This window comes from Candidatus Pantoea multigeneris, assembly GCF_011752615.1.
Taxonomy (GTDB): domain Bacteria; phylum Pseudomonadota; class Gammaproteobacteria; order Enterobacterales; family Enterobacteriaceae; genus Pantoea; species Pantoea multigeneris.
Map to the genome: position 1 here is coordinate 163762 of NZ_VWXF01000009.1, position 18175 is coordinate 181936.

At 53.3% G+C, this 18175-nt stretch carries 18 protein-coding genes; 9 read left to right on the plus strand and 9 right to left on the minus strand.

Annotated elements, in window-relative coordinates; all coding sequences use genetic code 11:
• Positions 1 to 397: 397 nt before the first annotated feature.
• Positions 398 to 1642: an OprD family outer membrane porin gene (locus F3J40_RS19115; RefSeq protein ID WP_205297451.1), complete on the plus strand. Its 1245-nt coding sequence runs from the start codon at positions 398 to 400 to the stop codon at positions 1640 to 1642.
• Positions 1643 to 1752: 110 nt separating this feature from the next.
• Positions 1753 to 3546 (plus strand): flotillin family protein, encoded by a 1794-nt coding sequence (locus F3J40_RS19120; protein WP_167017132.1) that lies wholly within the window; start codon positions 1753 to 1755, stop codon positions 3544 to 3546.
• Between the two features lie 40 nt (positions 3547 to 3586).
• On the opposite strand, the gene F3J40_RS19125 is transcribed toward F3J40_RS19120, so the two are convergent.
• The 3 genes from F3J40_RS19125 to F3J40_RS19135 all read right to left on the minus strand — a co-directional run bounded on the left by F3J40_RS19125 (position 3587) and on the right by F3J40_RS19135 (position 5406).
• Entirely contained in the window at positions 3587 to 4489 is a 903-nt protein-coding gene (locus F3J40_RS19125; RefSeq protein WP_167017134.1) for a homocysteine S-methyltransferase family protein, read from the minus strand.
• 128 nt (positions 4490 to 4617) lie between these two features.
• Positions 4618 to 5046 carry a DUF3828 domain-containing protein gene (locus tag F3J40_RS19130; protein WP_167017136.1) on the minus strand — a complete coding sequence of 143 codons (429 nt, stop codon included), beginning with the start codon at positions 5044 to 5046 and terminating at the stop codon, positions 4618 to 4620.
• A gap of 3 nt (positions 5047 to 5049) precedes the next feature.
• Positions 5050 to 5406 carry a CHAP domain-containing protein gene (locus tag F3J40_RS19135; protein WP_167017138.1) on the minus strand — a complete coding sequence of 119 codons (357 nt, stop codon included), beginning with the start codon at positions 5404 to 5406 and terminating at the stop codon, positions 5050 to 5052.
• Positions 5407 to 5591: 185 nt separating this feature from the next.
• On the opposite strand from F3J40_RS19135, the gene F3J40_RS19140 reads away from it, so the two are divergent.
• Complete coding sequence (locus tag F3J40_RS19140; RefSeq protein WP_369410956.1) at positions 5592 to 6341, plus strand: HAD hydrolase family protein; 750 nt, start codon at positions 5592 to 5594, stop codon at positions 6339 to 6341.
• Here the strand turns inward: F3J40_RS19140 and F3J40_RS19145 are convergent.
• Positions 6321 to 7709 carry an aminotransferase-like domain-containing protein gene (locus F3J40_RS19145; protein WP_167017142.1) on the minus strand — a complete coding sequence of 463 codons (1389 nt, stop codon included), beginning with the start codon at positions 7707 to 7709 and terminating at the stop codon, positions 6321 to 6323. The two genes, F3J40_RS19140 and F3J40_RS19145, sit on opposite strands and share 21 nt — an antisense overlap.
• Before the next feature lie 129 nt (positions 7710 to 7838).
• Between F3J40_RS19145 and F3J40_RS19150 the strand changes: the two genes are divergently transcribed.
• Positions 7839 to 8696 (plus strand): DMT family transporter, encoded by an 858-nt coding sequence (locus F3J40_RS19150; protein ID WP_167017144.1) that lies wholly within the window; start codon positions 7839 to 7841, stop codon positions 8694 to 8696.
• Here F3J40_RS19150 and F3J40_RS19155 read toward each other — a convergent pair whose 3' ends face one another.
• From F3J40_RS19155 to F3J40_RS19165, 3 genes are all read right to left on the minus strand, one after another.
• Positions 8697 to 9221, minus strand: coding sequence for a GNAT family N-acetyltransferase (locus tag F3J40_RS19155; RefSeq protein ID WP_167017146.1), 525 nt, complete (start codon positions 9219 to 9221; stop codon positions 8697 to 8699).
• A gap of 13 nt (positions 9222 to 9234) precedes the next feature.
• A complete protein-coding gene (locus tag F3J40_RS19160) occupies positions 9235 to 9429 on the minus strand; it encodes a hypothetical protein (RefSeq protein ID WP_167016890.1) in 195 nt (64 codons plus the stop codon).
• 373 nt (positions 9430 to 9802) lie between these two features.
• Positions 9803 to 10978 carry a YbfB/YjiJ family MFS transporter gene (locus F3J40_RS19165; RefSeq protein ID WP_205297439.1) on the minus strand — a complete coding sequence of 392 codons (1176 nt, stop codon included), beginning with the start codon at positions 10976 to 10978 and terminating at the stop codon, positions 9803 to 9805.
• A 117-nt stretch (positions 10979 to 11095) separates the two neighbouring features.
• Here F3J40_RS19165 and F3J40_RS19170 point away from each other — a divergent pair, with 117 nt between their 5' ends.
• The 3 genes from F3J40_RS19170 to F3J40_RS19180 all read left to right on the plus strand — a co-directional run bounded on the left by F3J40_RS19170 (position 11096) and on the right by F3J40_RS19180 (position 14596).
• The gene (locus F3J40_RS19170; protein ID WP_167017148.1) at positions 11096 to 11893 is read left to right on the plus strand and encodes a helix-turn-helix transcriptional regulator; all 798 of its coding nucleotides are present in this window, start codon (positions 11096 to 11098) and stop codon (positions 11891 to 11893) included.
• Between the two features lie 137 nt (positions 11894 to 12030).
• On the plus strand, positions 12031 to 12426 hold the full coding sequence (locus F3J40_RS19175; protein WP_167017150.1) for a hypothetical protein: 396 nt from the start codon (positions 12031 to 12033) through the stop codon (positions 12424 to 12426).
• Between the two features lie 346 nt (positions 12427 to 12772).
• On the plus strand, positions 12773 to 14596 hold the full coding sequence (locus F3J40_RS19180; protein ID WP_167017152.1) for a M48 family metallopeptidase: 1824 nt from the start codon (positions 12773 to 12775) through the stop codon (positions 14594 to 14596).
• Positions 14597 to 14660: 64 nt separating this feature from the next.
• On the opposite strand, the gene F3J40_RS19185 is transcribed toward F3J40_RS19180, so the two are convergent.
• Together F3J40_RS19185 and F3J40_RS19190 are read right to left on the minus strand one after the other, a co-directional pair.
• Complete coding sequence (locus F3J40_RS19185) at positions 14661 to 15056, minus strand: VOC family protein (RefSeq protein WP_167017154.1); 396 nt, start codon at positions 15054 to 15056, stop codon at positions 14661 to 14663.
• A gap of 256 nt (positions 15057 to 15312) precedes the next feature.
• The gene (locus F3J40_RS19190) at positions 15313 to 16233 is read right to left on the minus strand and encodes a LysR family transcriptional regulator (protein ID WP_167017156.1); all 921 of its coding nucleotides are present in this window, start codon (positions 16231 to 16233) and stop codon (positions 15313 to 15315) included.
• 109 nt (positions 16234 to 16342) lie between these two features.
• Here F3J40_RS19190 and F3J40_RS19195 point away from each other — a divergent pair, with 109 nt between their 5' ends.
• On the plus strand, positions 16343 to 17725 hold the full coding sequence (locus F3J40_RS19195) for an MFS transporter (RefSeq protein ID WP_167017158.1): 1383 nt from the start codon (positions 16343 to 16345) through the stop codon (positions 17723 to 17725).
• Positions 17722 to 18099 carry a DUF4440 domain-containing protein gene (locus F3J40_RS19200; RefSeq protein WP_167017160.1) on the plus strand — a complete coding sequence of 126 codons (378 nt, stop codon included), beginning with the start codon at positions 17722 to 17724 and terminating at the stop codon, positions 18097 to 18099. Before F3J40_RS19195 ends, F3J40_RS19200 begins: the two co-directional genes overlap by 4 nt.
• Positions 18100 to 18175: the final 76 nt, after the last annotated feature.

The following is an 18175-nucleotide window of genomic DNA, read 5'->3' on the forward strand; positions in this document are numbered from 1 at the left end:
GGTCGGCATGATGCAACCCTATATACAAATAACGCCTCCCGAAAAGTCCAGATATTTATCCAATACCAGACGAAAAATCGGTAATAAATCCAGCATAGTTCACCCCGTAATTTTCGCCAGAAACAGTGCGTTATTATCCCTGTTATTATGGTCAAATAATGCGATATAACTGGTGCCCTATACAGGCGACAACAAGAAATCCTTACCTTGGTCAAAAACCAGGCAAAAAGGCGATGCTTAGCACGAATGGTTAAAGAAACGCACGAAATGGCAGGTTTTCAATGTTAAGGTGATGCCCCCTCAAAAAGGGCAACCATCATACTGGTTGATAATTAAACAAAATAAGTCACAAAACACAGGCATACACAACGTGAAAAAGAGTTTCCCTTTTGCGCTTTTGACAACACTGACCCTCTCCTCTGGCGCAGCCTTTGCTGCCGATCAGACTGATGGCGGATTTATTAATGACAGCCACCTGAACGTGTTGCTGCGCAACGCCTTCATTAACCGTGACTATAAAGGTGATTCCCGCGATCGCCGCGAGTGGGGCCAGGGCGTTATTGCCAACTTCACCTCTGGCTTTACCCAGGGTCCAGTGGGCTTTGGTATTGATGGTCTGGCACAGTATGCGGTACGTCTGGACGGTGGCCGTGGGCGCAGTGGCGCAGGCGGTATCGACTTCTTCTCTCAGGACAATGACGGCACAGCTAAGCACGATCTGGCGAAATTTGGCGCAACCGCCAAAATGCGCTTCTCTCATACCGTATTGAGCTATGGTACTCAGCGCCCGGTTCTGCCTATCATCACCAGCGATGATTCGCGCCTGCTGTCTGAAACTTATACGGGCTTTATGCTTGATTCGCAGGAAGTAGACGGCCTGGACGTCAGCGCGGGTTACTTCACTGATGAACAGCGTAAAAGCGATGACAGCCATAACTCTGGCCTGAAAAACCTGATGTTTGGCGGTGCCAGCTATCAGTTCAATGACCAACTGCGCGGTGCATTCTACGCTTCAAACGTACAGGACGTGCTTAACAAGCAGTATCTGGGCCTGAACTACAAGCAGCCGCTGGCGGGCGATCAGTCACTGGACTTCGATTTCAACGGCTATAACTCGCGCCTCGACCCGAACTATGCCAAATCGCTGGATACCGGTCGCAGCAACACCATCTGGAGCCTGGCTACCAGCTATAACCTCGGTATCCACACCTTTAAGATTGCCTATCAGCAGAGCAGTGGCAGCACCGGCTATCACTACGGTGGTTACCGTAATCAGGGTGGCGTTGGCGACGGTGGCAATACCATCTGGCTGTCTAACTCCTACTGGTCCGACTTTAACGGCGAAGATGAGCGTTCATGGCAGTTGGCTTACTCTGTTGACCTGAGCGGCATCGGGGTTAATGGTCTGAGCTATGATGTGGCTTACGTACGTGGTGATAACATTAAAACTGCCGCTACAGATAACGGTCACGAGCATGAGTTCTTCAATCAGCTGACCTATAAAGTGCCACAAGGCCCGGCGAAAGACCTGAAAGTGAAACTGCGCTTCTCAACCCTGCGCGTTTCCTCAGATGCGTCTGACTACAACGTAGGCGGTGAAGAAGTCCGCGTTTACGTTGAGTATCCATTCGCACTGTTCTAATCCCCTCTCCCTAGTCTGATTCTTCAGGCCAGGGAACACCTCTCGCACAATAGACTGAACCTTCTCGCTGCACGGGTGACTCAAGGCGTTTGTCCTGTAAAGCGCCTACTATGCCGAAAAGTATCTCTACCCATGCCTTACCCGCGCCGATGGCCCATGCGCCATGCTCCACGGCACCCGCTGCTCGCTGGCAAAACATCCAGAGTTACCTGAATGACCCCAACGTTCCCGTCAAACGACTGGTGGTGGGATGTGGACAATCGCCGCAAAACGTCACGATGGGCAGTTTGAGTGGCACCCCCTGCTCACGACAGCGCAATCACGCCCAGGATTTCACCCTCGATATCAGCCCAGATGCCGGGGCAGACTGCGTCATGGATTTTGTGATGGTGCGCGGCAGCGATATCTATCTGCACGGTAAATCCCGCTTTGATAGCGTGGAATTTGAATACCTTAGTCGGGGACCCAAACACCCTTTTACGCCACAACATATTGAAAGCTGGATTAAAAACGCGGATGCGCTGTTGAAATCATCCGGGCAGATTCACTTCTACAACTGGCATCCGCCCTATTTAGCCCAGGCGCGGGCCGCGATGGAGGCACTGGGTTATAAGGTTTCCACGCCAGAAGATTATCAACGACCAGGTGGCGATAGCTATTGCAGCGGCAGCAAGCCCTCTCTGCTCTCTCGTTTCTGGTATCGTTCTTCACTCACTGCCACCTCTGACAAAATACATCAGAAAATTACTGCCAATACGCCCGCCCCACTCGCCGAAATGCAGGCATTTGAGTCACTAAAAAAACTGATGATGTTACCTGCCAGCAAGGAGCTCTCCTTGAGCGCCACCGCGCTGACACCGCATCTGATCCAACAGCTAGATAGTCTGCTGCCGCTGGTGGCTTTACTACAAACGCCCCACGGCGGAAAAATGCTGGCAAAAATCACCGGTGCAACCACACCCGCTGAGCTAAATCTCATTCTGGCGGAGCGTTTTCGCGCTCATTTTCTGCAACAGGCGCAGCAGGCTCAACCTCAATATGGCTACGCGCTAAAAGCACTGCTTGATGCACGTCTCACGACATTCATTACCGCGCTGCCTTCCAGAGACACTATCGTGCCTTGGCAACAGGCGATTTCGCTGCTGAGTGATACGCTGTTAGATAACCTTCAGGGAAAAGTGCAGCGGGCACATTATGCAAAACGGATTGCCCGGAGAAAATGGCCATCCCCTGAGCTTACCCAAGCCGGGTCTGAACCCTCAATGGCATTGCCTGGTAAGCTGGGCGCACAGGATGAACGTCAGTGGCGTCAGATGCAGCATCAGCTGAACGAAGCCGTAGAATCACAACAGAAAAAAATCGCGTGGCAGCAGGAAGAACAGCGGATCGCCAAATGGCAAGCCAGCCAGAGTGCCAGCCAGCAACGTATTAAAACGGAAGCGGCGCAACACCTCGCTCGTGGCCTTATCGCCGCCAATCAGGCTTATGCCGCCTCAATACACAAGCGCGAGCAGAACCGCCAACAGTTGGCAGAGAGCATGGCTGGCAGCCGGGCGCAGCGCCAGGCGGACTATCAGGCGGAACGCGTGGCATTAGCACAGCAACAAAAACAGATGGGACAGCGCCTGCACGCTCAGGCATCGCTTCCTGCAATTTCACCTGAGAGCCCCTCGGGCAAGCGCATCGAACAGCCCGCAACAGGAGTTTTGTCATCCAGCACATCAACCTTGAGCCTGGCAAGCAGCGACTCTTCGTTCTCCAGCGCTTCCTACACGGATACATCGGGCGATGCATCCCTGTTACAGCAGGGTGAGAAAGCACTGGCTACTCAGCAGCAGCATATGGCCGAGGCGGAAAAGACGTTGGAAGCACTGCAGGCGTTGATTAACCGTTGGGGAGGGTAACTTTTGCCACCCGTGAGCCCCGGGTGGCAGGGCTTGCAGCTTACTTCAGCGCCTGAGCCAGAGCCGCAATGTTTTCCGGCCCAATGCCACAGCAGCCGCCCACCATGGAAGCCCCTTCGGCGATCCACTCTTGCGCCCACAGCAGATAGCCTGCGGGGTCGGTGTCTTTACGCAGCGTACTCAGACCATCGTTCGCTTCACCGCTGTTGCTGTTGTGTTCAAACGCATTGGCGTAAACGCCAATCGCGATTGGGCTGTTATGCGCCAGCAGCACGGCTTTTGCTGTGCGCACCGCGGAGCGCATCACTTCTGGATGGCTACAGTTGAACAGAATCGCCTCTGCACCCAGCTTAATCGCCGCTTCGACGGCGGCGGAGACGGGCTCACCGGATCGCAATACGCTGTCGCGTTCAGCGGCGTCATCTTCATCTTGCAAGGTGAAGGAGAGCCACAACGGCTGAGGGTGTGAGGTCAGCAGTTCGGCAATGGCTTCCGCTTCAGCAACAGAACTGATGGTTTCGCCTAGCCACAGGTCAACGGACGGTGACTGCGCGTTAATTAACACCTGGTGAATTTTCTGCGCGGCCTGTTTTTCAAACAGATCGGGACGATAAGAGCCCAGTGCTGGCGGAATCGAACCCGCGACACGCACCGGCTGGGAGGCCTGATCGGCGGCTTCACGCGCCAGGGTGCCGGCTAATGCCGCCAGACGGGCACCATCCTGCTGAAAACGCGTTTCCCCAATATGGAACGGCACCACGGCGTAGCTGTTGGTGGTAATCACCTCCGCCCCGGCGGCAATAAAGCTGCTGTGCACGGCTCGCACCTGTTCTGGCGCTTCATATAACGCCAGCGCTGACCACTCCGGCTGACGAAAAGGTGCACCAATACGCGCCAGTTCACGGCCCATACCGCCATCGAGAATGATTTTCTGCGTTGTCATTGTAAATCCCTGAAAGACAAAAGTGGCATGATGCTACCGCCATTCAATTAGCAGTGTCCAGCGCGGGTATGAATGGATTTTTTCAGGTGGGAAAAGTGCAAGCCCCCTGATGCAGAGGGCCAAAAGCATTACTTAATCAACGTCACTGAACGAACTTTCCAGTTGCCTGCTTCCTGAACCATGCAGTCGGCTACGACGTGATCCTGTTTCTTGCCAAAGGCAACATACACGTTGGTGCAAGCGGCATCGTAATCAGACGAGATCACGTTGATTTTGTTCCAGTCTGCGGCATAGTCCTGGGCTTTAATAAACATATCCGCATCCGGCACGTCCACGTCATTGCTGTCGGCCTGGTAGATTTTCTTCAAGGCCTGCACGGTATCTGCCGTGACGTAACGGCCCAGATTGGCGTAATCCTCCAGGGGTTCTTTCCTGGCAATCAACTGCCCCACATACCACTGGTTGAAATGAAGTGCGGCCAGCTCTGCGGGTGAAGATGCCTGAGCAGACGCAGCCAGCGGCGAAAGTAGCAACGCTGCAATCAAAAGCTTTTTCATAGATTAGTTGTGCCTGTAGATAACATAGCCGGGATGCACAGCACGATAACCCGGACCGGGATACATGGTGCGCTGAACAAAATCACTGATCCACTCTCGCCCATCATAAATACAGGCATGACCATAAGGATGACCGGGAATCGGTTGAATCACCGCAACATCCCCTGGCTGTGGATTGCCAGAAATTGCTGTAAATCCTGCCGCGATTAAATTGCGGCCCATGTCTTTGGCAAACGGGGTGAGTTGCAATTGCGCGCCACCGTGCTTTAAAGCATCAGTCACGAAGTGGGCGCATTTGCCGTGGCTACGGCTTAACGCGTGCTGGCGAGCATAGGCTATTGCTCGAGGGGTGCTCCACATAAAAGATCCTTTTTATGTTGAAAAAATCACGGCTCATTCTGTGCAAGAAGCGTCCCAATATCAAACGATGTTTATGGATCGCGATTCAGAACAATCTGAAATGCTTCGCTTTGTGCAGTCGCGTCAGCGGGAGGGTTGTGTTAACGTTTCGCGCTTCAAACCTGAGTGAAAAGAAAGGATGCAACGTGAACACATTACCCAACTGCGTGTTTGACCTCGACGGAACCATTATCACCAATGGCGCGCCGCTGGAACCGCAACTGGCGCAGAGCATTGTGCAGTTGATGCAAAGTCATCGCGTGATTTTTGCTTCGGCCCGCCCGGTGCGCGACATGCTGCCACTGCTACCCGCAGAACTGAAGTCATGCCTGATGATTGGTTGTAACGGCGGCATGGCGTGGCAGGCGGGGGATTGCTTGTTTAGCAGCCAGTTTGATGCCCAATACGCCGATTTGATCATCACCTTCCTGCAACAACGCCAGGTGCCTTATGTGCTGGATGGGCCATGGAGTTTTTCGACTTCTCGCCTGGCGCACCCGTTCCACGACTACATGCGCAGTTTGTCACAGCATGAAATTGAAGAGTCGCGGTTAATCGGCCAGGGTGTGGTAAAGATCCTGATCCTCGATGGCGCTTTCCGCAGTGAATTTGATGCGTTCCTCGCCGCACAGCAGCTCACATTTACGCTTTATCATCACCGTCACGACAACGTGTTTGATATCAGCCCACGGATCGAGAGCAAATACCTTGCGTTGCAGCGGCTGGACGTGGATATGTCCCGCACCGTGGCGTTCGGTAATGACAGCAACGACTTTGAGATGCTACGTCACGCCAACCGTTCTGTGTTTATTGGCGAGCGTGACTATTTTGCTGAAGCGACACATTACTCCAGTACCGCTGCCCTGCCCGCACTGTTAGCGCAGCTGGTCGCTTAAAGCCTGTTGCAGCGAGCGATAGATTCGTTCGTCGCTGCACTGTGAGACATTAAAACGCATCAGCGTGCTGGCACTGCCGGACTGGCTGAAAATATTGCCGGGGGCCAGCACCACATCATCACGCAGGCAACGGCGCGCCAGTTCCACCGCATCGATGCTATCCGGCAACTGACACCAGAGAAACAGCCCGGCCGGCGGCATTAACCAGGGCCGAATGCCTAGCTGTTGCAACCGCTCATGGGTGTTTTTCATCGCCTGCGCCAGCCGCAGCTTTAACCCTTCGAGATGGCGACGATAGCCACTGTCCGTTAACACCTGTAGCAACATTTCGGCGGCTAATCTGCCGCCGCCAAAGCTGGTGGCAATTTTCAAATCGATTAATGCCTCAACCCACTCAGCCCTGGCTGCAATATAGCCACAGCGTAACGCCGCTGACACGGTTTTGGAAAAACTGCCTATCGCAATCACGCGGGATAAACCATCGAACGCCGCAAGCCGTGGGGCCGGACGGTGTTCAAAATCAGCAAAAATATCATCTTCAACGATGATCAAATCATGCTCTTCCGCCATTTTCAGCACCTGATGGGCCACCAGTGGCGACAGCACTGCGCCGGTTGGGTTATGGATCGCTGAATTGGTGATGTAAAGTCGCGGTGAGTGAGCCTGTAATACCGCAGCGAATGCAACCAGATCCGGGCCATTGGCGGTGTATGGCACGCTAACGATATTCACGCGATGCGCCCGCAGCAAAGCGTGGAAGTTAAAATAACAGGGATCATCCACCAATACTGTATCGCCCGGCTGCAACAGAAAGCGGCAGATCAGGTCAATCGCCTGTGTACCCGATTCGGTTAACATCACCTGGTCGGCCTGGGTTTTAATGTCCTGATTTGCCATGCGCCGGACTAAAAGCTGCCGCAAGGGCAGGCTATTCGCCGAGGTGGCGTAATCTGCCAGCGTTGATGCAGGCTCGCGCGCCATTTTGCGCAGTGCGCGCCGCATCCCCTCTTCATACATCCAGTCAGATGGCAGCCAGCCACAACCGGGTTTGAGTTTGCCATCTTCCGCATCTAACGCCTGGCGCGAGATCCATAACGGGTCAATATCGCGCTCCTTCACTGGCGTCATGTGCGTCAGGTCGAGGGGAGCGATAGACCCGGCAACAAAAAATCCGGCTCCGGGTCGTGAAGTGATGACGTTTTCTGCCGCCAGCCGGGCATAAGCTTCCACGATGGTTGACGTCGAAACGTCTGAGAGTCGCGCCTGTAACCGGACCGAGGGTAATTTCATCCCCGGCGTCAGCGCACGTGCCGCAATTTGGCGGCGAATAACGGCCATGACCTGCCCGGTTTTATTGTGCTCACTCATCTATTCCCCCATAACTGTACTGGTCGCAGTACCAATACAGTTTTATAAAACTGTACTGAAGTGTATCTGTCTCTGCGCCCTGCGCCAATGGTTAACTGATGGCTTCAATTCTGACAGATGGACGTATCAATGAGAGTGAACGGTTGGCTGAGTGGTTTTGCAGGCGTGGTGATATTTGCCGGTTCGTTACCCGCTACCCGCGTGGCGGTGGCGGAGCTCAACCCGCTTTTTCTGACCGGCGGGCGGGCGACGGTCGCGGCGGTATTGGGGCTGTTATTGCTGAGGCTGCTCAGGCAGTCCCGCCCGAAAAAACACGATATTGGCAAACTCCTCATCACCGCCGCAGGCGTAGTGGTAGGCTTCCCGCTACTGACTGCACTGGCGCTACAGCACGTGACTTCCGCCCACTCCATTGTCTTCGTCGGGCTGTTGCCGCTCTGCACCGCGCTGTTCGCGGTGTTGCGTGGAGGGGAACGACCCCGTCCGATTTTTTGGCTGTTCTCCCTCAGTGGCGCGCTGTTTGTGGGCGGATTTGCTCTGTTTAACGGCAGTGAGGGTTCGTTAACCGGAGACAGTTTGATGGTTGCAGCGGTGATCTTGTGCGGCATGGGATATGCAGAAGGAGCCACCTTGTCACGCCGCCTGGGGGGCTGGCAGGTGATCTGCTGGGCGTTGATTCTCTCCCTGCCAGTAATGCTGCCTTTGACGCTGCTCACCCTGCCCAATGACATCACTCAGGTGAGCGGAACTGCATGGGGTGGATTTGTCTATGTTTCCGTGTTCAGTATGCTGGTGGGATTCATTTTTTGGTATCACGGTCTGGCACAGCAAGGCATAGCGGCCGTTGGCCAGCTTCAGCTCCTGCAACCGTTTATCGGTATGGCACTGGCCGCCTTGCTGTTACACGAATCCGTCACCTGGCCGATGTTGTTAGTGACCTGCGCCGCCGTGGCTTGTGTGTTCGGCGCGCGCAAATACGCAGCCTGATTAGGCTGAAAGGTGTTTGTAGAACAGGGAAGTTGGGGTTAACGCACCATCGGGCATCAGCGCATAATCCGGGATCTCTCCGGCCTTCTGCCAGCCAGCATGTTGATAAAAGGTTTCGGCTCCGCTGCCCGTTGCGGTGTCCAGCACCAGTAAGCGAATGCCGTGCTGTTTTGCTTCCTGCTCCAGTGCCTGCATCAAGGCGCTGGCAACGCCTGAGCGTCGTGCGCGTTGATGCACTAACAGTTTCGCCACATCCGCACGGTGCGGCTGGTTTTCCGGCTGATCGGTAATCAGTTGCACCGTGCCCACAATCTGGCCATCAACATCTTCACACGCCAGTACCACCCTTTCCCCACGGGCGACACTCTGGCTGGTCTTCTGCCAAAAAGCCACCGCGCGCTGATGTTCAAACGGCAACATGAAACTCACAGAAGCCCCCTGATTCACACAGTTATGCAGCACCTCGGCCAGTTCATCCTGACGTGCTTCAATTTGCGTTGCCGATAAGGTAAGTATTGTTTGCATTCAAGTCGCCAGGTTAATGTAAGCGTTCTGTACTTATCACAAACAGTCTATGGGGTGTCACAAAGCCGGGCAGAGAAAAGTCTTTTACGCCTGATGAAATAAAGGCCTGAGTGTGATCAACATTCTTGTCGGTAATGCTCAGTTTGGCATCAAATCCAGCTGATGGGATAAGTAGTGGTATTTTCTGATGTTTTAAATAGGGTTGCATGATGTCCTCCATGTGCACTGGAGTACTTCGCTCAAAAGGTTAGACTCGCCTGCGTCAGGTTAACGCCCAAAACCTAGTCTAATTACAGTTGTTAACCGTGTAAAGATTAACCGGTTTAGCCGGTGGATAACAGCGGGGATAATGCGGAATAGCGGGCAAAAAAATGCCGTCATTCAAGACGGCTACCTACAGGTACTACTTATATTATTATTAAAATGTGTTTCTGCCGTGCAGCATAGCGTCAATTGCTACCGGTAGCAATCGCTGAAGGGTAAATTTTGAAGTTTTTATTCCAAAAATTGTCTGGTTTGAAATTTAATCACCAAAATGCAACAACGGGATCACAATCCCGGCGCTTAGCGGGATCGCCCAGTCAGGCTTTTTCACGCATCAGACCGATCACGGCCAGCCCCGCCAGTACCAACATCGCCGCCGCCAACAGAATCGCCGGGGCTAACGACCCCAGCAGAGCAACACTGGCCGCAGAGATCAGCGGGCCAATCAGTTGACCGCTGGCGTAGCCTGAGGTCAGCATACCCACAGTGCGTGCCAAGGATCCGGTTGAGAACAGACGTGCCAGACGCATACTGAACTGCATGATGGCGAGAAAACCTAACCCCGTCAGCAGCGTAGAGATCACCAGCCCTGCTGTATTTGGCAAAACCACCGACGCTGCAACGCCAATACCTTGCAAGATCAGCGCTATCGCCAGGCAGTAACGTGGACGGTATTTACCGGCAACAAAGACCGCCAACAGCACCCCCGCCACCGCAGAAAGACCAAACAGCGGCCAGAAAAGAGAGACCATCGGGCTACCAGCAGGAAACTGACTGTGCGCCATCTGGGCCAGAAATGTCGCCGGTAGGATGTAGCCAAATCCCGCTAATGAGTACACCGCCAGTAAGACTTTTAAATTATGACTGATCTTAGCTTTAGGCGCTGACGCAGCAGGCGTTGCAACCGCAGCGGGTAACGTCCGCCAGATCCCCATCGCCGCGACCAACGCAACCGCACCATAGATGTACCATGCTGATGAGGCCGAAAATCCTGCCATTGACCATGCCAGCAAGCCACTCAGGGTAATCCCTATTCCGGGTCCGGCGAACACCAGAGCAGACAGGCGCGGAGCCTGACGTTCGGCCAGCATAAGCTGTGTCCAGGAGGTCACGATAATCAGCGCCCAGGCGCCGCCTACCCCCGCCAGAAAACGAAACAGGCATTGCAATATAAAGGAGGTGGTGGCCCCTGATGCGAGGGTAACGGCCACCGTGATTGCCAGCCCGGTTTTCAAATAGAGTGCATGATGTTGCCGTAAACGGCTGACATAGATTGCCCCCAGCAAGTAGCCGACATAGTTCATAGCGGCTAACACCCCGGCGCTTGAAAGAGACAGTTGCCCGTCACGGATCATTAATGGAATTTGTGGTGTCAGTGCAAATCGTCCAATACCCATTACCGCAACCAACGTCAAGATGCCGGTAAACATAATGGCCAACGCACTGACTGGCAGCCGCTGTGTTGTCTGTGTGAATAACTGCTGTGAAGACATTTGTGCTTTTTATCCTCGTCTGGATTAACGTATTCTTGGCGGCAATAATACCAGGCTGAATAAAAGTAAAAATGGGGCGGTTTATCCTATGATTAAAACTCATACCCAGGAGAAATAATGGCCAGAAACGAAGATGTTAAAAACTTTCTGCATAAACATCGCGCGCAGGTTAAACCTGAAGTGTATGGCATTGACAGTCAACAGCGGCGCGTACCGGGCTTACGCCGTGAAGAAGTGGCTCAACTGGCCGCCGTTAGCGTCAGTTGGTACACCTGGCTGGAACAGGGGCGGGATATCCGCATCTCCCCGGCGGCAATTCAGCGCATTGGCAAAGTATTACAACTCACGCCAGTAGAGCAGAACTATTTTTCCGCGATCGTCTTTGGTCACACTTTGCCCTCAGAACAGAGTCCCGACATTCCCAAAGAGGTTAAGGTGATGGTGGATGCCCTGCACCCCTATCCTGCTTTTGTACGGCGGGAAAACATGGATATTCTTTACTGGAACCGTGCCGCACAGGAGAATATCTTTGACTGGACGCAGGTCCCCCTCTCTGACCGTAACTCACTGAAACTGATGTTTATTGATCCCGCCTACAAGCAGCGGATTGGCAACTGGGAAAGCGCGGCACTGCACACCATCGCTGCATTTCGCAATTATCAGGCTGCGGGACGCAACTCCGCCGATTTCGACTCTATAGTGAATGATTTGAGTACCCGCAGTGCTGATTTTGTCGCGCTATGGCAACGGCATGAAGTGAGTCGTATGGGGGCTGGAAATAAAGCCATTTTAGATCTCAACAGCGAGATGAAACATTATACCTATACCTCGCTAGAGGTGGAAAATACTCCAGGTATATTTGTTATTTTTTACGCACCCGTCGTGGAGAAATCGTCACAAACAGGGTGTGAATGAAATATGTGAAATTTCATTTTTCTTCATTTAATTCCGGTGGACGTTACATTTTACTCGTGGGATTTGCTGATAATTCAGACTATTTTATTGCCATACCGTCGCACTGCGCGTGATATTTCACCGGTATCGGGAATAAAATGACAATTAAAACGCAAATCCTCATCGGCCTGCTGAGCTGTGGCTGGCTAGCCCCCGCCTGGAGCGAAGGCGAATATCAGATTCAGTGTGACGGACATCCCCCCATGGAGATGGTGATGGCGCAGTATGGCGTCAATTTTCTGCTGTGGCCGCCTGACGAGCAGATGATCATGGCGGCTGGCACCAAATTCTCTCATCTGGCAAATGGCGATCCCGTGACGATAACGGCGTTCGTCAACGGCGATCAGCTGCTGGAAGACAGTGAAGATGGTGCCACCTTCTTTCGTTTTGCCGACAGCGGACAAAGTGAGTTTTGTGGCCGCACCTCAACCCGACCGTTACCGGAAATTGAGGTCCAGCGTTACGAGCCCGATCAGCAAAAGCAGCCTTCCTGATATCAGTAACACTCATGCTTTTCTTTGTTTGGCCGTATTGCGGAAGATGAGGTTTTCTCTCGAGTAGGCTCACAAACCACCCTCTTCATTGCTGTGTCTCCAGCATGAATGTGCGCACCACTTTCGGAATAATCCAAAAATGCATCACTTTGGCTGATGTATGGCTTGATCTGGGGAGCGGTTTCCGTAAAGTAGCGCACCAGCGGTCCCAGAAAGAAATGGACCTAAAAAAAACATCTGAAGCCGGTGCCCCGGCGATGCGGAAAAGGATTTCTGCCGACCTGAACTTTCCTTGCCGTATTGCCACTCTGGCCTTTGTATTTTTATGAGACAAGGAAACCTCACCATGAAAAAGGGATTTAGCCGAATCCTGATCTACCTGCTGCTGTCGCTGTTTTTAATCCCCATTACCACGCTGATTTTTACCGAATACGGCAGTCATAAATTTGGCAACGAGGTTGCCAGCATCATTATTGATAACGCCCGTAAGCAAAACCAGGATGTGACGGAGGTGCAAGCCTTCCTTGATGAACATCCGCCACAGAGTGTTTGTGTCCCTGTGGATTCTGACCTGCAAGATTACCAAAATTCCGTCTGTCCCCTAGGCTCTGAGCTGTGGCAGTTCCATGCCTTTACCAAACTCTCGGTCGCGCTGATTGTCTTTGGCGTGTTTATCCTGCTGCTGATCGCCGCGTTAAGTGGCTTAGCGTTTGTCGGGCCTGCTATTCAGGCCATTAGCCTACGTCTGGCCCGCCCGATCCTGATTCTGGTGACGCTGATCGAAGTCCTGGTTCAGGGGGTGCTGCTGGTGTGGCTCTCATTCTGGATCACCGCCTTCTTCACCAACAGTTATTTCCCAAAACTCATCCTGTTGATTGGTTTGGCCGTGGTTGTTGGTATCTTCTGCATTCTCAAAGGGATTTTCCGTCGCCTGCCACCGCCGGACGATACCGAAGGGATTGAGGTCACTCGCACCCATGCTCCCGCCCTGTGGGCACGTTTGGGTCAGTTGGCCGCTCGCCTGGGTACCACGGCACCTGACCACGTTATCGCCGGTATTGATGCCAGCTTTTACGTTACCGAAGCCCCGCTGAGTGTTAAAAAGCAGAAGCTGCGTGGCCGTAAACTCTACGTCAGCCTCCCTCTGCTGCGTCACCTGACGCCGGAACAGGCTGATGGTGTCATGATCCATGAGCTGACTCACCTGCAAAAAGGCGACACCGCATCCAGTGCGGCGCTGGGACCTAAGCTGCACCATCTGGATCTGTATATCGAATTGATGGGCGAGAACCCTTTCACCCTGGCGGTCTATTATCCACTGGCCGTGTATCGCATGCTGTTTGAACTGGCATGGCAACGCTACAGTCGCGATCGAGAGTTTATTGCCGACCGTAAAGCGGCAGAAGTTGCCGGACCGGCCACCATTGTGGAATCACTGGTTAAAATTTCTGCTTACTCCGCCTACTGGGGGGAAGTAGAACATGAGATGTTTGCGCGTAACGAACGCCATGAAGAAACCCTGAACATGCGTGACGCGATTGCCAAGGGGCTGACTGATTACGCCCATTCCGACGGTTTCACCAGCATGATGCGCGAGCAAAACGTGCCACACCCGTTTGACTCTCACCCACCGCTCAGTGAAAGGATGCAGAGCGTCGGCCACGTGATCGATGAACGTGATTTTGCCGCCGTAGCCACGCTGATGCCGCAACACAGCTGGGTGGATTTAGTCCCACACGCTGATGAGATTGAGCAAACCTTGTGGCAGCGTTATGAGAGCGATTTCTCTTCCGCACACGAAGAGAGCCTCTCCTGGCGCTATGAGCCGGTAGGTGAAGAACAAATTGCCCTAGTGGAAAAATACTTCCCGTCTGTGACCTACAAACTGCGTAAAGGCAGAGAGATCAGCGTTGGCTGGCAGGGCGTCACCGAGCCGAAGCATGGCAAGGTATGGAGTTGGGATGAGATTAGAACAGCAACCTTTAACAGTATGCTGGGCATTACCTATGTCATTTTCTACTTCCACGAAAAACAGGACAACGGTAAAAAAGTGCGGATGGTGTTTTTACCGGGTATCCGCAAAAAATTAACGGAATTTAGTGAAGACATTGGTAAATTCCTCTACCGCCACCAGGTGATGCGCGAACAGCAAAAAAACACCGAATCCTGATTCCCGCTTTAACAGTGAGAGAACATCACGTTCTCTCACTCGTTCACCTCTTGCCCGGCTACAGCTATTTATTCTGATACAGATCCCAGCGGTTGCCATACAGATCTTCAAACACCACCACCGTGCCATACTCCTCTTCACGGGGCTCCTGCACAAAGTTGACCCCTTTCGCCTTCATCGCCCGGTAGTCACGCCAGAAATCATCCGTCTGTAGGAATAAAAACACTCGGCCCCCACACTGATCGCCAATGAAGCGCTCTTGTCTCTCATTGGAAGCGCGCGCGAGCAGAAGATTGCAATCGCTCTCAGGATTAGGCGTCACCACGACCCAACGTTTACCCGGTTGCGGTGTATCTTCTACCAGCGTAAACCCCAACTTGTCGGTGTAATACTCAATCGCACGATCATAATCATCAACCACCACTGCGATGTATCCCATGGCTCTTTTTTGCGTACGCATTAATGACTCCCTTCTGGTTTGGATACTGTTTTGTACCACATCTGCCGAGGGCTATGGTGCATTACTCAGGTGCGCAACCGTTTGCTTATTAAGCCAGTTATCCACAAACTACCGGGATATCTGCCGAATAAGCCTGTGGATAAATCTATTGGGACGCCGCCAAATGCACAACACAGCGAAGAGGTTAAATATTGACCATGCGATGCGCCGCGAAAAATATAGCATCGTGAGATGACGCGGAGATTGCGCGCCCTCTTTACCTTTCGACACTCTGCGTAATGGCCGGATGCGACACATGGAAATGGCGTAAAAAATCGATAAAGGCGCGCACGCGTGCAGGGACATGTCGGGTATCCGGATAGACCGCATAAATCCCCTGAGGCGGAAATTGCCACTCCGGTAACACCCGCTGCAATGTCCCCGCCGCAATATGAGGCCCGGCTAGCCATTCAGGTAGCAGTGTGACGCCACACCCGGTCAGGGCAAACCCGAGCAATGCAGAAGAGCTATCAGCGGAATAGTGGATAGGGCTGCGTATGGCCAACTGCTCGGGTTGATCTTCAGGGCCGTGCAACGTCCAGTTAAGGGGATCAGCGAGGCGATTGTGGATAATCCATTGGGTTGTGGCTAGTGCCTGGAGTGAATCGATTGGATGTTCAGCAAGCCACTGCGGTGACGCTACGGCGAAGACCGAAAAGCGATCAATCAGCGCCGCGCGATAGCTGGAGTCCGCCAGGGTGCCGAGACGAATTGCGACGTCGAAACGCTCAGAAATTAAATCCGCATGGTGAGAGGAAGAGACAAACCGTACCTGCAAGTGCGGGTGAAGACGCGTAAAAGCCGCCAGTGCAGGGATCACCCGCGCCTGACCATATTCGGGGGTGCTGGTGATACGCAGCTCCCCGCTGAATCCACTGTGAGTCAGTTGGATATCCCCCACCAGACTCTCTGCCTGCTGTAACAACTGTTTACTGCGCTGATAAAAGACCTCTCCGGCCTGGGTCAGCGCTAAACGTCGGGTTGAACGCACCAGCAGCGAGACGCCCAGCTCGGCCTCTAACTGACGGATGTTAATGCTAATCGCTGCTTTAGTTTGGCGTAGTGAAGCTGCCGCAGCGGTAAAACTGCCTGACTCAACCACGGCGATAAACATCGCCACCCGCTGTAGGCTAAGCATTGAAATGGCCCATGATTGTCAAAATAATTTTGACAGTCTATCACCGCCATCCCCGTTTATCCCGCCAGGTGTTCACGCTAGATTGTCGCCACTTCACGGAGAGACAATCATGACCTATCGCAGCAAAGTGGCTACCGTCTATTTACTGAGCCTGTTTCTGGACCTGATCAATATGTTTATTTCAGGCGTCGCCCTACCCGCGATGTCCGCCGATTTACACGCTTCAGTGGCACAGTTAGCCTGGGTCAGTAACGGTTACATTATTGGCTTGACGCTGGTCGTGCCGCTCAGTCGCTGGCTGACGCATCGCTTTGGCGCACGACGTCTGTTTTTACTCTCTTTAAGCTTGTTTGCGCTCGCGACACTGGCGGTGGGCCATGCGCAAAGTCTGGCCAGTCTGGTGAGCTGGCGGGTGATTCAGGGCGCAGGAGGTGGTCTGTTGATCCCGGTCGGTCAGGCGCTGACCTGGCAGCTTTACGCCCCTGCCGAGAGAACCCGGATCTCCACGCTGGTGATGATGGTGGCACTGTTAGCCCCCGCAACCTCACCGGCATTGGGAGGACTGCTAGTTGAGCATTCTGGCTGGCATGCTGTCTTCCTGGTCAGCCTGCCAATGACAATCATTGCGCTGGTTTGCGCTTTTATCTGGCTGCGTGATGCGCCGACGTCTTCCCCCAACACCGCTTTAGATATTCTCAGCGTTGTGACCAGCGCAGGGGGATTGTTGTGTCTGTTGCTGAGTCTCACCGCGCTGAGCGAACCTGACAAGATGATCACAGGACTATTATGGCTGCTTCCCGCGCTGTTACTGTTGGCTGCATTTATTGTTCGCAGCCGTCGCCACCCTGCTCCACTGCTGGCTTTACATCTACTGCGTATGCCACTTCTGCGCTTTTCAATGCTGGTTTATCTCTGCACGCCGGGCTTCTTTATTGGCGTTAATATGATTGCGGTGTTCTGGTTACAGCAGATGGCTGGCCTCAGTGCAGCGGCAAATGGCGCGTTGATGCTGGCATGGTCTGTTGCCGCGTTTATCGCCATTCACACCAGTGGTAAAGGGTTTAATCGCGTCGGCCCTAAGCCGATGATCATATGCGGTTGTTTGTGTCAGGCCGCGGGCATTCTCTGGCTAATCGATGTAAACCCCTCAACCCCGCATCTGATGCTTTACTGCGCGTATGCGCTAATGGGGTTTGGCGGCTCATTGTGCAGTTCGAGTGCGCAAAACAGCGCCATGCTGGAGATTGATGCGGCAGAAATGGCAGATGCCAGTGCGCTGTGGAATATCAATCGCCAGCTGAGTTTTTGCCTGGGTGTTGCATTATTAAGCCTGTTACTCAATGTGCTGGAACAACAGATCCCGCAGACACAGGCTTATACGTTGTGCTTTATCGTCGCGGCCGGTGTCACCCTGCTGCCCGCCCTCGTCAGCCTGCGATTGAATAGTCAGGCGATCAAACTGCATTTACTTACTGAGGAAACACAAAAATGAACCCTTATCTTACCGAACTGCATCAAGGCCTGGACGCACTCGCTCACTGGTTAGGTTCTGCCGAAGGGGACTTTGCGCAACTGATTGACCGGTTTTCAGCTGATTTTTCGATGACGGTGCCCAGTGGTGCACAGCTCGACCGCAACGGGTTGGCGGCATTTTTACAGGCACAGCAGGCCAGCCGTCCGGGTCTGAACATTAGCGTTGATCGGGTATCGGTTCTTCACCAATGGGATCAGGGCGCGGTAGTGCATTATCGCGAATTACAGCATTGGGATGGCAACAGCGGCAATGTGCGCTGGGCTACCGCACTGTTCAGTCTTGAAAATGAAAAAGTCCGTTGGCGACATGTGCAGGAGACGCTGGAGGCATAATTTCTGTCGCAGCGCGTCCGGCGCTGCAATTTTCGGCAGTCGCACCAGAATGGATGTACAGACGTCTAGATGTGTA